The following is a 13,898-nucleotide window of genomic DNA, read 5'->3' as shown; positions in this document are numbered from 1 at the left end:
TACATGGCCGCAAACAGAGAGCGCAACCCCGATTGACCTTTTCACAGCACCGTCTTTAATGGCGCATCACATGATCAGCATGAACCCGTCATGAACGACGCCGGCAAGACCCTTGAACAGATGAACGAACGCTCGCGCGAGGTGTTTCGCCGGGTGGTCGAAAGCTATCTGGCCACGGGCGATCCGGTCGGATCGCGCACGCTGACCCGCGAAATGACCGAAAAGGTCAGCGCGGCGACGATTCGCAACGTCATGCAGGATCTCGAATATCTCGGGCTGCTCGACAGCCCGCATGTATCGGCGGGCCGCGTGCCCACGCAGGAAGGGCTGCGGATGTTCGTCGATAGCCTGCTGGAGGTCAGAGACCTTGAACTGGATGACCGTGAAAAGATCGACGCGACGCTGGCCAGCAATTCCGCCGATGTCGGCGCCACGCTCGACCGGATCGGCGCAGCGCTGTCGGGGGTGACGCACGGCGCGTCACTGGTGCTGACGCCCAAGCATGAGGCGCCGATCAAGCATATCGAATTCGTCAGCCTGTCGCATGACCGCGCGCTGGTGGTGTTGGTCTTTGCCGACGGGCACGTCGAGAACCGCATCTTCAGCCCGCCGCCGGGGCAAACGCCCAGCTCGATGCGCGAGGCGGCGAATTTCCTCAACGCGCTGATCGAGGGCAAGACCCTGTCGGAACTGCAGTCAGTCATCGCGCGCGAGATCGAAACGCGCCGGCAGGAAATCGACAAGCTGGCCCGACAATTGGTCAAGAGCGGCCTGGCGGTATGGGACGACGATACCGATCATTTCGAGCGGCTGATCGTGCGGGGGCGGTCGAATCTGCTCAGCTCGGACGCCGAGGAAGAGGAGCTGGAGCGTATCAAATCGCTCTTTGACGATCTGGAACGCAAGCGTGACATCGCCGAATTCCTGGAACTGGCCGAGGAGGGCGCCGGCGTGCGCATTTTCATCGGCTCCGAGAACAAACTTTTCTCACTTTCGGGTTCCTCTCTGGTGGTCTCTCCCTATATGAACGCGGATCGAAAGATCATTGGTGCAGTGGGCGTGATCGGACCCACCCGACTCAACTATGGCCGCATCGTGCCGATCGTCGACTACACGGCGCAAATCGTCGGCAAGCTGATTGCGGATCGAAGCTAGAGGTAAGAGATGGCAGAGCCAAAGCAGGACAACATCGCAGAGGATATTGTCGAACAGGACAGCACGGACAAGGCCACGACCGATATGGATCTGCCCGATCCGCAGGCCGAGATCGAAGCGCTGCGCGCCGAACGCGATGCGTTCCAGGACAAGTTCATGCGTGCACTGGCCGATGCCGAAAATGCCCGCAAGCGCGCGCAAAAGGACCGTGTCGAGGCCGAAAATTACGGCGGATCCAAGCTGGCGCGCGACGTGCTGCCGGTGTTCGACAACCTCAAGCGAGCGGTTGAAACCGTAACCGATGAACAGAAAGAGCTTGCCGGTCCGCTGATCGAAGGCGTGGAACTGACGTTGCGTGAACTGGTCAACGTGTTCGACAAGCACGGCATCCGCGTGATCGACCCGCAGGTGGGCGACAAGTTCGACCCGCAGTACCACGAAGCGATGTTCGAGGCCCCGCTGCCGGGCACGAAACAGGGCGAGATCATTCAGGTTTCGGCCCAGGGCTTCATGCTGCACGACCGCATCCTGCGGCCGGCGCGGGTGGGCGTGTCGTCGAACCGGGAATAATGGGGCAGGGGCTGATTGATCAGCCCTTGGCCAACGCTTTCAACTTGTAAATCAGGTCCAGCGCCTCTCGCGGGGTCAGCTCGTCCGGCAGGATTTCGGCCAGGCGTGTCTCGACCTCCGAGGCCACCGGCTCGGGCGCCGGTGCTGCCGCAGGTCGGGCCGCGAACAGCGGCAATTCGTCGATGACTGCGTCGCGGCGGCCGCCGCCTTCGCGTTCGCCCCGCTCCAGCGCGTCCAGCACCACGCGCGCCCGCTCCACCACCGCCGCCGGCAGACCGGCCAGCCGCGCGACCTGCACGCCATAGCTGCGGTCGGCGGCGCCGCGGCGGACCTCGTGCAGGAAAATCACCTCGCCGTCATGTTCCTTTACGGTGACGGTGGCGTTGTCGGCCCGCTCCAGCCGGTCGGCCAGCGCCGTCAATTCGTGGTAGTGAGTGGCAAAGAGGGCGCGACAGCGGTTGACCTCGTGCAGGTGTTCCAGCGTCGCCCAGGCGATGGACAACCCGTCATAGGTGGCCGTGCCGCGCCCGATCTCGTCCAGGATGACCAGCGCGCGGGAATCGGCCTGGTTGAGGATGGCGGCGGTCTCCACCATCTCGACCATAAAGGTCGAACGCCCCCGCGCCAGATCGTCAGACGCGCCCACGCGGCTGAAAAGCTGGCTGACAACGCCGATATGGGCGCGCCGCGCGGGCACATAGCCGCCCATCTGCGCCAGCACGGCAATCAGCGCGTTCTGCCGCAGAAAGGTGGATTTCCCAGCCATGTTGGGCCCGGTCAGCAGCCATATGTCGCTGTCATCCCCGAGGGTGCAGTCATTGGCCACGAAAGGCGTGCCACCCTCGATGCGCAGGGCGCGTTCCACCACCGGGTGGCGGCCGCCCTCGATCACCAGCATGCGGCTGTCGTCCAGTTGCGGGCGGCACCAGTCACCCGCGGTGGCCAGGTCTGCCAGTGCGGTCGCAAGGTCAAGCTCGGCCAGCGCCGCGGCGGTTCGTGACAGCGCTGGCGCGTGATCCAGAACCGCGCCTTTCAGGCTGTCATAGAGTCGCTTTTCGATATCCAGCGCGCGCCCGCCCGCATTCAGGATGCGGCTTTCCAGCTCGCTCAGCTCGGCGGTGGTAAAGCGCACCTGGTTGGCCGTGGTCTGGCGGTGGCGGAAGGTGTCGGTCAGGGGCGGCGCCAGCATCTTTTCGGCGTGGGTCGCCGTCACCTCGACGAAATAGCCCAGCACGTTGTTGTGCTTGATCTTGAGGCTCTTGATCCCCGTCTGTTCGGCATAGCCGGCCTGCATGCCGGCGATCACGCCGCGCCCTTCGTCGCGCAGGCGGCGCGCGTCGTCGAGGTCGGCATCATAGCCGGGGGCGATGAACCCGCCATCACGCGCCAAAAGCGGCGGTTCGGCCACCAGCGCCTGGTCGAGCAGCGTTTGCAGGTCGTCAAAGCCCGTCAGCTGACCTGCGGCGTGGGCCAGTTCATCGGGCAGGTCGTGATCGGCCAGCATCCCGGCAATGGCCGCCGCCTGTTCCAGCGCGTTGCGAATGGCGGCCAGGTCGCGCGGCCCGCCACGGTCAATCCCGAGGCGCGACAGCGCGCGGTCCATGTCGGGGACATGGCGCAGCGCGGCGCGCAAATCGTCACGAAAGCGGGGCTTTTCGACCGCGAACGCCACCGCCGCCTGCCGCCGGTGCAGCACGTCCACCTCGCACGAGGGTGACGAAAGACGCCGCTCCAACAACCGCCCGCCGCCGGCTGTCACCGTGCGGTCGATGGCCGAGAGGAGCGAGCCCTCGCGCCCGCCCGACAGGGCGCGCGTCAGCTCCAGGTTGCGCCGCGTGGCGGCGTCGATCTGCATCAGTTGGGTCTGCGCCTCGCGCACCGGGCGGCGCAACAGCGGCAGCCGGCCCCGCTGCGTGATTTCCAGATATTCGACGATGGCGCCCATCGCCGACACCTCGGCGCGCCCGAAACCGCCGAAGGCCTCCAGCGTTCTGACCTTGAACAGGGCGCAAAGCCGTTCTTCGGCGCCGCCGCTGTCAAAGGCCGAGCGTGCGAGCGGAGTGGCTGAAATCCCCATGTCAGAGACGATTTCGGCCAGATCGCCCTCTTCCGTCTCGGGCAGGATCAGCTCGCTGGGCGCCAGCCGCGCCAGCTCCGGCGCCAGCCGGTCAGCGGCCAGCGGCATGACGTGAAAGCTGCCGGTCGAGATATCGACCCAGGCCAGCGCCACCTCGTCGCGTACGCGGGCGAAACCGGCCAGGAAATTGTGACGGCGCGCATCCAGCAGGCTGTCCTCGGTCAGGGTGCCGGGGGTGACCAGCCGCACCACGTCGCGCCGGACCACGGATTTGCTGCCGCGCTTCTTTGCCTCGGCGGGGTCTTCCATCTGCTCGGCCACGGCAACGCGAAAGCCCTTGCGGATCAGCGTCAGCAAATACCCCTCGGCCGCGTGAACCGGCACGCCGCACATCGGGATATCCTCGCCCAGGTGCTTGCCGCGTTTCGTCAACGCGATATCCAGCGCCGCCGCGGCGGCCACCGCATCGTCGAAGAAAAGCTCGTAGAAATCGCCCATCCGATAGAACAACATCGCATCCGGATGCTGGCTCTTGATCTCAAGATACTGCGCCATCATCGGCGTTATGGCCGGCTTTTGCGACGTCACCTTGTCCCCCTGGTTCAGTCCCGGCGCAGCTTACAAAGCGGGGCTGGCGGGCGAAACCCGTTTCTCGCGGCTGTTGAGCAAACGGTAAAGCCCCGGTATGCATCGAATTCAATCACAAGGAACCGCACCCCGCCATGTCCCGACCCAGATATACCGCAGCAGAGGCGCTGGCCTATCATCTCGAACCGACGCCAGGCAAGTTCGAGATCACCGCGACCGTGCCGATGACCACGCAGCGCGACCTAAGCCTCGCCTATTCGCCGGGGGTGGCCGTACCGTGCGAGGCGATCGCCGAAAACCCCGAAACCGTCTATGACTATACCAACAAGGGCAACCTGGTGGCGGTGATTTCGAACGGGACGGCGGTGCTGGGCCTGGGCAACCTTGGCGCGCTTGGCTCCAAGCCGGTGATGGAGGGCAAGGCGGTTCTGTTCAAGCGCTTTGCCGATGTCAACGCGATCGACATCGAACTGGACACCGAAGACCCGCAACAGATCATCGATGCGGTGCGCCTGATGGGTCCGACCTTTGGCGGTATCAACCTTGAGGATATCAAGGCGCCGGAATGTTTCATCATCGAGCAGACGCTCAAGGAACAGATGGACATCCCGGTCTTTCATGACGACCAGCACGGTACGGCGGTGATCTGTGCGGCGGGGCTGATCAACGCGCTGCACCTTTCGGGCAAGAAGATCGAGGATGTGAAAATCGTGCTGAATGGTGCCGGCGCTGCCGGGATCGCCTGTATCGAACTGCTCAAGCGGATGGGCGCGCGGCACGAAAACTGCATCGTCTGCGACACCAAGGGCGTGATCTATCAAGGTCGCACCGAGGGCATGAACCAATGGAAATCCGCCCATGCGGTCAAGACCAGGCTGCGCACGCTGGAAGAGGCGATGGAAGGCGCGGATGTTTTCCTGGGCGTGTCCGCCAAGGGCGCGGTGACCACAAAAATGGTGGCGGCGATGGCCCCGGACCCGGTGATATTCGCCATGGCCAACCCCGACCCGGAAATCACGCCCGAAGAGGCGCACGCCGTGCGCCCCGACGCCATCGTGGCCACCGGGCGGTCGGATTACCCCAACCAGGTCAACAACGTTCTGGGGTTTCCCTATCTCTTTCGCGGGGCGCTGGATTGCCACGCCCGCGCCATCAACGACGAGATGAAGATCGCCTGTGCCGAGGCCCTGGCCAAGCTGGCGCGCGCCGATGTTCCTGATGAGGTCGCCGTGGCATATGGTCTCAAGCTCAGTTTCGGGCGCGACTATATCCTTCCGACGCCGTTCGACCCGCGGCTTATCCATACCATCCCGCCGGCGGTGGCCCGCGCCTGCATGGACACCGGTGCTGCACGACGCCCGATCGTGGACATGGACGCCTATGAGCAGGCGCTGAAATCGCGGCTCGATCCGACCGCCTCGATCATGCGGTCGATCAACGTCCGCGCCCGCGCCGCGCAGGCACGCATGATCTTTGCCGAGGGCGACGACCCCCGCGTGCTGCGCGCGGCGGTGCAGTATCAGCGCGCGGGCTTTGGCAAGGCCATCGTGGTGGGCCGCGACGATGACGTGAAGGCCAAGCTGGAGGGCGCGGGACTGGGCGATGCGGTGTCCGAGATCGAAGTCACCAATGCCGCCAAGACCCCCCACCTGGAGGCCTACAAGGCGATGCTTTATTCGCGGCTGCAGCGGCTCGGGTTCGACCAGCAGGACGTGCACCGCCTGGCGGCGCGCGACAGGCACGTGTTTTCGGCGCTGATGCTGGCGCACGGGCATGGTGACGGGCTGGTGACGGGCGCGACGCGCAAATCGGCGCATGTGCTCGACCGCATCAGCCATGTTTTCGACGCCGATGCCGAACATGGCGCGGTCGGGGTGACAGCGCTGTTGCACAAGGGGCGGATCGTGCTGGTCAGCGATACCCTGGTGCATGAATGGCCTGACGAGGAAGATCTCGCTGATATCGCCGAGCGTTCGGCCGAGGTCGCGCGTGAACTGGGGCTGGAACCAAGGGTGGCGTTCGTGTCGTTCTCGACCTTCGGGCATCCGCGCTCGGAACGGGCGGAAAAGATGCACCGCGCGCCGCTGGTGCTGGAAAAGCGGGGCCTGGATTTCGAATTCGAGGGCGAAATGACCGTCGATGTGGCGCTCAACCCGGCGGCACAGGCACATTACCCGTTCCAGCGGCTGACCGGACCCGCCAACATCCTGGTGGTGCCGGCGCGGCACTCGGCGTCGATCTCGACCAAGCTGATGCAGGAAATGGCGGGTGCGACGATAATCGGCCCGATCCTGGCGGGCATCGACCACTCGATCCAGATCTGTTCCACCAACTCGACCGCGAACGACATCCTGAACATGGCGGTGCTGGCCGCCTGCAAGGTGGGCTAGGGCCGGGCTGACCCCAGTCAGGCACGCGCCGTCATCAGCCAGGTTTCCGCCTGCGCCGGGCAGAAACCCTTCAGCCCGCCGGGCACTTCGCGCGCGTCAAGCCGTTCGATGGTGTAATCGGCCCCGTAGAGTGCCGCGACCTCGGCCCCCGTCACCGAAAAGGGCGGGCCGGCCATAGCAGTCTGATCATAGTCGAACGTCACCATCAGTTGCGGCGCGCGCCCGGTTATGGCGGTCACATGGGCGGCATAGTCGCCGCGCATCGCCTCGGGCAGGGCGATCAGGGCGGCGCGGTCGAAAACCGCGTCGACCGGGCCAAGAACCTGGGCGGTCAGGTCGAAAATATCGCCCTCGAACACCTCGATCCCATCGGCGGCATGGCGTTTGAGCGGGCCAGCGGGCGTCACCTCTGGCGTAAGGTCAAGCTCTGCGAACAGCTCGCCGATGGCGATGCCGCTCAGCTCGGCCCCGACGGGGCGATATCCCTGATCGCGCAGCCAGCCCAGATCGACGGTCTTGCCGCAAAGGGGCAGAAAGATGCGCGCGCCGGGTGCCGGTTCCAGCTGGTCCAGATATTTGGCCAGCATCGGGTTCACCCGCCCCTCGTGAAAGCCGACGCGCCCGTCTTGCCAGCGTTGGTGCCAGAATTCCTGTTCCATTGCGGCATCTCCTCCCGTTTGCATCGCGCCATCCCTGCTGTGGGATGCGGCGATGTTAGCTGGCAACGCGTGCGGGCCGTGGCGATGAAAACACCGCCGGATCATATGCGATCCGGCGGTGTTTTACCTTAGCCCTTCAACCGCCGATTCCGCGCGGCCAAGAGCTTCAGCCGCAGAGCGTTGAGCTGGATGAACCCGGCGGCGTCTTTCTGGTCATAGGCGCCGGCGTCATCCTCGAACGTCACATGCGCCTCGGAATAAAGGCTGTGATCCGACCAGCGGCCGACCACGTTGACCGACCCCTTGTAGAGCTTGAGCCGCACCGTGCCGGTGACATGGGCCTGGCTGTGGTCGATCGCCGCCTGCAGCATCTCGCGCTCGGGGCTGTACCAGAAGCCATTATAGACCAGCTCGGCATAGCGCGGCATCAGTTCGTCCTTGAGATGCGCCGCGCCACGGTCGAGCGTGATCTGCTCGATCCCGCGATGGGCCATCAACAGAATGGTGCCACCCGGCGTCTCATAAATGCCGCGCGATTTCATGCCGACAAAGCGCCCCTCGACCAGGTCCAGGCGGCCGATCCCGTGCTTGCCGCCCAGCTCGTTGAGGCGGGTCAGCAGTGTGGCGGGCGACAGCGCCTCGCCATTGATGCTGACAGCGTCGCCGCGTTCAAAGCCGACCTCGATGTATTCCGGCGTGTTGGGGGCGTCCTCGGGGTGAACCGTGCGCTGATAGACGTAATCGGGCGCCATTTCGGCGGGGTCTTCCAGCACCTTGCCCTCGGACGAGGTGTGCAGCAGGTTTGCGTCGACCGAAAACGGCGCCTCGCCACGCTTGTCCTTGGCGATGGGAATCTGGTGTTCCTCGGCAAAGCCCAACAGCTTGGTCCGGCTGGTCAGGTCCCATTCCCGCCACGGCGCGATGACCTTGATATCGGGGTTGAGCGCATAGGCCGCCAGTTCGAACCGGACCTGGTCATTGCCCTTGCCGGTGGCGCCGTGGGCCACGGCATCGGCTCCGGTTTCCTCGGCGATCTCGACCAGCCGCTTGGAAATCAGCGGGCGTGCGATGGAGGTGCCCAGCAGGTACAGCCCCTCGTAGACGGCGTTGGCGCGGAACATCGGGAAAACGAAGTCGCGGACGAATTCCTCGCGGATGTCCTCGATATAGATGTTCTCGGGCGTGATCCCCAGCAGCTCGGCCTTGTGGCGCGCCGGCTCCAGCTCTTCGCCCTGGCCAAGATCGGCGGTAAAGGTCACTACCTCGCAACCATATTCGGTTTGCAGCCATTTCAGGATGATCGAGGTATCAAGCCCCCCGGAATAGGCCAGCACGACTTTCTTAGGCGCGGACATCGTTTTCCCCTTGCACGGACAGACGCGCCGCGCTTAGCCGCTTTTGTCACCTTGGGCAAGCGATGGCGGGGTGTGGAATGGCGCTGCGGTGCTGTTCAGCCCGGGCAAAGACGGGGCAACGCCGCCAGGAACTGTGTTTTCGATTCCGCGTAAGAGGCGACGATACTGTCGCGGTCGACCGCTGCGCCGGCGGCGGCGGCCACCTCGCCCGCCTGGCATAGCGTTGCGAAATCGGCAAAGCCCAGGTTCAGCGCACTGCCCTTGAGCGCATGAAGATGCTGCGAAAGCCCGGTGTGCGGCACCCCTGGCAGGGCGGCCACGCCCGTATCGTTTTCCTCAAGGAAAACGACAGCGACCTCGGCAAAGTCTTCTGTGCCGATTTCGTCGCGCAGTTTGCTGACACGGTTCCAGTCGATCATGATGCATAATCCGCGAGTTGCCCGGCATGGATTCTGCCATGCGGGTATTAACCGCGGGTTGCGACAATTGCGCGGATTATCGTCAATATCGCCGTTTCACGCGCCGTTAACATTTGCCGTCGCAAGGTGCCCGGAATTCGGGAATGGGCGTGAAATTTGGAACAACAAGGGGTAATCGAACCGGCCGCCGACAGCGCCATGCAAGCCGTGCGCAGCGTGCTTGTGGTCGATGACAGCCCGTCCCTGCGGCTGACGCTGTCGCGGATGCTGCGGCGCGCCGGATATGTTGTGCGAGAGGCAGCATCGGGCCACGACGCGCTGTGCGTCTGCCGCGACGACCCGCCCGACCTGGTTTTCAGCGACTGGATGATGCCGGGGATGAGCGGGTTGGAATTCTGCCGCGAGTTTCGCAGCATGCCGCGCGACAGCTATGGTTATTTCATCCTGCTGACCGCCAAGGGCGAGAAAGAGGACATCGCACGCGGTTTCGATGCCGGCGCCGATGATTTCCTGACCAAGCCCGTGAACGGTACCGAACTGCGCGCGCGCATCACCGCGGCCGAACGGGTGCTGCGGATGGAACGCGAGCTGACCGAAAAGAACCGCCTGATCGGGGCCACCCTGGACGAGCTGCAGCGCATATACGATTCGATCGACGGCGATCTGATCGAGGCGCGCAAGCTGCAGCAATCGCTGGTCAGCGAACGCCACCGCGATTTCGGCGCCTTCGAGGTGTCGCTGTTGTTGCATTCCTGCGGTCATGTCGGCGGCGACCTGGTGGGGATGTTTCCCATCGGCAGCACCCATGTGGGGCTCTATGCCATCGACGTGTCGGGCCACGGCATCAGCTCGGCGCTGATGACGGCGCGACTGGCGGGCTATCTGTCGGCCGCCGCGCCCGAACAGAACGTCGCTATCGTCGCGCGGGAAGGCGGCGAATTTTTCCCACGCTGCCCCGCCGAAACCGCCGCCACCCTGAATGAGCTGATCCTGGGCGAGATCGAGACCGAGCATTATTTCACGCTGTTCCTGGCCCATGTCGATCTGCAGAGCGGCGAGATGTCCTTTGTTCAGGCCGGCCATCCCTGCCCGCTGGTGCAGCGCGCCAGCGGCATGATCGATATGGTGGGCGAGGGCGGGATGCCGGTGGGGCTGTTGAGACGGGCCAGCTATGAGCCTGCATTTGTCCGCCTTTCCCCCGGTGACCGGCTGCTGATCCATTCCGACGGGATCACCGAATGCGCCGATTCCAACGGCACCTTGCTGGGCGACCGGGGGCTGGCCCGGATGATGATGCGGCTGGCCGAGATCGAGGGGCCGGCCTGTCTGGACGGGCTGATCTGGCAATTGACCGACTACGCCGACGGGCAGCGATTCGATGACGACATATCCGCCGTGCTGCTGGAGTTCAGGGGTGGCGGCGCATGACATAGGTGCGCACAAAATGCCGGTCGCCGGGGTTGCCCAGAACGCGCGCCGCTTCTTCTGGCGGCATCCATAGCGCGGTATGCCCGGCCTCTGCCGGCGGGCCCAGCGGCCGCACCGGCCTGGCGGTATAGATCACGCACAGCTTTTCGGCCCATTTGTCGTATTCCGGCATATAGGCAAAGCGACGAAAGGCGCCCAATCGCCGGGGCGCGGCGATGATCCAGCCGGTTTCCTCGTACACCTCGCGGTGCAGTGCCTGAAGGGGTGATTCGCCCGGATCTATTCCGCCGCCGGGCAATTGCAGTTCCGGCGGCGACTCGTCCTGCAGCGTCAGCAGCAGCCTGCCGTTGCGCGGCAGGATCGCATAAGCGCCCATGCGCAGACCGTAACGGATGCTCCGGCGGGGCGGCTCTCCTAAACGGGGGATCATCGGGCCTCTCTTGGATCGGCTGTTGCTTTGCTTATATAGACACCCGGTATGCCAGATCGCGGCGCTTGGGAAAACTCCATGACACTTGCAGAGAAAATCGCATGGGACGACACGATCTTGCCGTTCCAGCTGGACGCCAGTGATACGCGCGGGCGGGTGGCGCGGCTCGACGGTGTGCTGGACGGTATCCTCAAGCAGCACGATTACCCCCCGGCGGTCGAGGCGCTGGTGGCCGAGATGGCGCTGCTGACCGCGCTGATCGGGCAGACCGTCAAGCTGCGCTGGAAGCTGTCGTTGCAGGTGCAGACCAAAGGCCCGGTGCGGATGATCGCCACCGACTATTTCGCCCCGACCGCCCCCGGCGAGCCCGCCCGCATGCGCGCTTATGCCGGCTTTGACGGCGCGCGGCTGGGCGATGGCGCGCCCTTTGACCAGCTGGGCGATGGCTATTTCGCGGTGCTGATCGACCAGGGGCCCGGATCGGACCCCTACCAGGGCATCACGCCGCTGACCGGCGGATCGCTGAGCACCTGCGCCGAGGCGTATTTCGCCCAGTCCGAACAATTGCCGACGCGCTTTGCCCTGAGCTTTGGCAGGTCGACCGAGGCGGGCCAGCAGGAACGTTGGCGCGCGGGCGGCATCATGGTGCAGCACATGCCCAAGGCCTCGCCCGGGTTCCTCGGCGAAGGCGGCTCCGGCGAGGGCGGGTTGCTGTCGGCGGCGGACGTGGTCGACGAGGATGGCGAAGAAAACTGGAACCGGGTCAACATGCTGCTCGACACTGTCGAGGCGCTGGAGCTGATCGGCCCTTCGGTGGCGCCCACCGACCTGCTGGTGCGGCTCTTTCACCAGGAGGTGCCGCGCGCCTTTGATTTTCAGCCGGTGCGATTCGGCTGCACCTGTTCCGAGGCCCGCGTGCGCCAGAGCCTGTCGATCTATTCGGCCCGCGACATCGAGAAAATGACCACCGATCAGGGCACCGTCACCGCCGATTGCCAGTTCTGCGGTACGCATTACGTGCTTGATCCCGCGACGCTGGGTTTTGCCGCGCAGGTGTCACCCGGGGGTGAGGCCGGCGAGGATGAATGATCCGGCAGACAAGCTGCGCAGGGCGGTGGCCCGGGCGCATGGGCCGTCGTCGGACTATGACCTGAACCTCGGCACCCCCTTGCCCGAGGGGCGGCGCCTGCGCCCGGCCGGGGTGCTGGTGCCGGTGCTCGTCGAGCGCGGCGAAGCACGGCTTTTCCTGACCAAGCGGTCATCGGCGCTCAAGCATCATCCGGGGCAGATCGCCTTTCCCGGCGGCAAGCAGGACCCGGATGATGCCGACGCCACTGCCGCCGCCCTGCGCGAGGCGCAAGAGGAAATCGGCCTCGACCCCGCCAATGTCGAGGTGCTGGGCCGCCTGCCCGCCCATGAAACGGTGACGTCTTTTCACATTACCCCGGTGATCGGGCTGGTGCGGGCGCGGTTCACTCCGAACCCCGAGCCCGGTGAGGTCGCAGAGGTCTTTGACGTGCCGCTGGCGCATGTGCTGGACCGGCGCAACTTTTCTGTCCAGGCACGGCTTTGGCGGGGGGTGTGGCGGCATTACTATACCGTTCCTGTCGGCCCCTATTACATCTGGGGGGCGACCGCGCGTATCCTGCGGGCGATGGCGGATGCGGTGGATGAGGGATGAAGGTTTCGGGGAAGTGGCTGGACCGCACGGCGACGCAGGCGGTTTGCCGGATGCTGACGGAGGCGGGCCACCAGGCGCTGTTCGTCGGCGGCTGCGTGCGCAACGCGCTGCTGGGGGTGGAGGTGGCCGATATCGACATCGCCACCGACGCGCTGCCCGAAACCGTGGTCGAACTGGCTGAAAAGGCCGGGTTAAAGCCGGTGCCGACAGGCATCGATCACGGCACAATCACGGTGGTGTCGGGCGGGCTGCCGCACGAGGTCACGACCTTCCGCAAGGATGTCGAAACATTCGGTCGCCACGCCACTGTCGCCTATTCGCTGGACGTGACCGAGGATGCCCGGCGACGCGATTTCACCATGAATGCGCTTTATGCCCGTCCTGACGGCAGGGTAATCGACCCGCTGGGCGGGCTGGACGATCTGCGCGCGCGGCGCGTGCGCTTTATCGAGAACCCGCACGACCGCATCCGCGAGGATTACCTGCGCATCCTGCGGTTTTTCCGCTTTCATGCCTGGTACGGGCAGGGCGGGCTGGACCCTGACGGGCTGGCTGCTTGTGCCGAACTGGCCGACGGGGTCGAGAACCTGTCGAGGGAACGGCTGGGTGCGGAGATGCTGAAACTGCTGTCCGCGCCAGACCCGGCGCCGGCGGTGGCAGCCATGCGCGCCAGCGGTGTGTTGGGCCGGGTTCTGCCCGGGGCCGACGACCGGCTGCTGGCGCCGCTGGTTCATCTGGAAGACAGCATTGGTGCCGCGCCCGACCCGATCCGCCGTCTGGCGGCGCTGGGCGGCGAAGGGGCGGCAGAGCGGTTGCGCCTGAGCAAGGCACAGGCCCGCAGGCTGACGCGGCTGGGCGATGGCATGGCCTCTGCCGCGCCAGCGGCGGAACTGGGGTACCGCGACGGGGCCGAGGCCGGGCGCGACATCGTGCTGTTGCGCGCGGCGCTGGCGGGGCAGCCGGTTGTGCAGGCCGCGCTGGATGATCTGGCGCTGGGCGCGGGGGCGCGGTTTCCGGTCATGGCGGCCGACCTGATGCCGGAATGGCAGGGCCCAGCGCTGGGCCGCAGGCTGGACGAGCTGGAACGGCAATGGATCGCCTCGCGCTTTGCGCTGGGCCGCGACGAGCTGTTGCAATAGCCTTTGC

Annotated in this window: 12 protein-coding genes; 7 read left to right on the top strand and 5 right to left on the bottom strand. The window is 65.3% G+C overall.

The window, feature by feature from the left end:
- Positions 1 to 90: 90 nt before the first annotated feature.
- Both hrcA and DL899_RS05905 read left to right on the top strand, forming a co-directional pair.
- Positions 91 to 1,155, top strand: a complete 1,065-nt coding sequence (gene hrcA, locus DL899_RS05910) for a heat-inducible transcriptional repressor HrcA (protein WP_111733053.1) — start codon at positions 91 to 93, stop codon at positions 1,153 to 1,155.
- Between the two features lie 9 nt (positions 1,156 to 1,164).
- Complete coding sequence (locus DL899_RS05905) at positions 1,165 to 1,725, top strand: nucleotide exchange factor GrpE (RefSeq protein ID WP_111733052.1); 561 nt, start codon at positions 1,165 to 1,167, stop codon at positions 1,723 to 1,725.
- A gap of 19 nt (positions 1,726 to 1,744) precedes the next feature.
- On the opposite strand, the gene mutS is transcribed toward DL899_RS05905, so the two are convergent.
- Entirely contained in the window at positions 1,745 to 4,360 is a 2,616-nt protein-coding gene (mutS, locus tag DL899_RS05900) for a DNA mismatch repair protein MutS (RefSeq protein WP_111733051.1), read from the bottom strand.
- 164 nt (positions 4,361 to 4,524) lie between these two features.
- Here mutS and DL899_RS05895 point away from each other — a divergent pair, with 164 nt between their 5' ends.
- Complete coding sequence (locus DL899_RS05895; RefSeq protein WP_111733050.1) at positions 4,525 to 6,780, top strand: NADP-dependent malic enzyme; 2,256 nt, start codon at positions 4,525 to 4,527, stop codon at positions 6,778 to 6,780.
- 17 nt (positions 6,781 to 6,797) lie between these two features.
- Here DL899_RS05895 and tmpT read toward each other — a convergent pair whose 3' ends face one another.
- The 3 genes from tmpT to DL899_RS05880 all read right to left on the bottom strand — a co-directional run bounded on the left by tmpT (position 6,798) and on the right by DL899_RS05880 (position 9,213).
- Positions 6,798 to 7,439: a thiopurine S-methyltransferase gene (gene tmpT / locus DL899_RS05890; RefSeq protein ID WP_111733049.1), complete on the bottom strand. Its 642-nt coding sequence runs from the start codon at positions 7,437 to 7,439 to the stop codon at positions 6,798 to 6,800.
- A 128-nt stretch (positions 7,440 to 7,567) separates the two neighbouring features.
- Positions 7,568 to 8,794 (bottom strand): argininosuccinate synthase, encoded by a 1,227-nt coding sequence (locus tag DL899_RS05885; RefSeq protein WP_111733048.1) that lies wholly within the window; start codon positions 8,792 to 8,794, stop codon positions 7,568 to 7,570.
- 95 nt (positions 8,795 to 8,889) lie between these two features.
- Complete coding sequence (locus DL899_RS05880; protein WP_111733047.1) at positions 8,890 to 9,213, bottom strand: Hpt domain-containing protein; 324 nt, start codon at positions 9,211 to 9,213, stop codon at positions 8,890 to 8,892.
- 156 nt (positions 9,214 to 9,369) lie between these two features.
- Between DL899_RS05880 and DL899_RS05875 the strand changes: the two genes are divergently transcribed.
- Entirely contained in the window at positions 9,370 to 10,641 is a 1,272-nt protein-coding gene (locus DL899_RS05875; RefSeq protein ID WP_338049646.1) for a PP2C family protein-serine/threonine phosphatase, read from the top strand.
- Here DL899_RS05875 and DL899_RS05870 read toward each other — a convergent pair.
- Entirely contained in the window at positions 10,622 to 11,071 is a 450-nt protein-coding gene (locus DL899_RS05870; protein ID WP_111733046.1) for an NUDIX domain-containing protein, read from the bottom strand. The genes DL899_RS05875 and DL899_RS05870 overlap by 20 nt on opposite strands.
- A 78-nt stretch (positions 11,072 to 11,149) precedes the next feature.
- On the opposite strand from DL899_RS05870, the gene hslO reads away from it, so the two are divergent.
- From hslO to DL899_RS05855, 3 genes are read left to right on the top strand one after another with little or no spacing between them, the layout of a single operon-like run.
- Complete coding sequence (hslO, locus tag DL899_RS05865) at positions 11,150 to 12,160, top strand: Hsp33 family molecular chaperone HslO (RefSeq protein ID WP_111733045.1); 1,011 nt, start codon at positions 11,150 to 11,152, stop codon at positions 12,158 to 12,160.
- On the top strand, positions 12,153 to 12,752 hold the full coding sequence (locus DL899_RS05860; protein ID WP_111733044.1) for a CoA pyrophosphatase: 600 nt from the start codon (positions 12,153 to 12,155) through the stop codon (positions 12,750 to 12,752). The genes hslO and DL899_RS05860 overlap by 8 nt, the downstream gene beginning before the upstream one ends.
- Positions 12,749 to 13,891 carry a CCA tRNA nucleotidyltransferase gene (locus DL899_RS05855; RefSeq protein WP_111733043.1) on the top strand — a complete coding sequence of 381 codons (1,143 nt, stop codon included), beginning with the start codon at positions 12,749 to 12,751 and terminating at the stop codon, positions 13,889 to 13,891. The genes DL899_RS05860 and DL899_RS05855 overlap by 4 nt, the downstream gene beginning before the upstream one ends.
- Positions 13,892 to 13,898 lie beyond the last annotated feature (7 nt).

The sequence above is a fragment of the Roseovarius amoyensis genome (assembly GCF_003260265.1).
Taxonomy (GTDB): domain Bacteria; phylum Pseudomonadota; class Alphaproteobacteria; order Rhodobacterales; family Rhodobacteraceae; genus Roseovarius; species Roseovarius amoyensis.
Note: the sequence above shows the minus strand (reverse complement) of the source record. Positions and strands in the feature narration are given on the sequence as shown.

What these genes read in the sequence shown, in the direction of transcription:
- hrcA (WP_111733053.1), top strand. Translation starts at nt 91, where the DNA reads ATGAACGACGCCGGCAAGACCCTTGAACAGATGAACGAACGCTCGCGC.
- DL899_RS05905 (WP_111733052.1), top strand. Translation starts at nt 1,165, where the DNA reads ATGGCAGAGCCAAAGCAGGACAACATCGCAGAGGATATTGTCGAACAG.
- mutS (WP_111733051.1), bottom strand. Translation starts at nt 4,360, where the DNA reads ATGATGGCGCAGTATCTTGAGATCAAGAGCCAGCATCCGGATGCGATG.
- DL899_RS05895 (WP_111733050.1), top strand. Translation starts at nt 4,525, where the DNA reads ATGTCCCGACCCAGATATACCGCAGCAGAGGCGCTGGCCTATCATCTC.
- tmpT (WP_111733049.1), bottom strand. Translation starts at nt 7,439, where the DNA reads ATGGAACAGGAATTCTGGCACCAACGCTGGCAAGACGGGCGCGTCGGC.
- DL899_RS05885 (WP_111733048.1), bottom strand. Translation starts at nt 8,794, where the DNA reads ATGTCCGCGCCTAAGAAAGTCGTGCTGGCCTATTCCGGGGGGCTTGAT.
- DL899_RS05880 (WP_111733047.1), bottom strand. Translation starts at nt 9,213, where the DNA reads ATGATCGACTGGAACCGTGTCAGCAAACTGCGCGACGAAATCGGCACA.
- DL899_RS05870 (WP_111733046.1), bottom strand. Translation starts at nt 11,071, where the DNA reads ATGATCCCCCGTTTAGGAGAGCCGCCCCGCCGGAGCATCCGTTACGGT.
- hslO (WP_111733045.1), top strand. Translation starts at nt 11,150, where the DNA reads ATGACACTTGCAGAGAAAATCGCATGGGACGACACGATCTTGCCGTTC.
- DL899_RS05860 (WP_111733044.1), top strand. Translation starts at nt 12,153, where the DNA reads ATGAATGATCCGGCAGACAAGCTGCGCAGGGCGGTGGCCCGGGCGCAT.
- DL899_RS05855 (WP_111733043.1), top strand. Translation starts at nt 12,749, where the DNA reads ATGAAGGTTTCGGGGAAGTGGCTGGACCGCACGGCGACGCAGGCGGTT.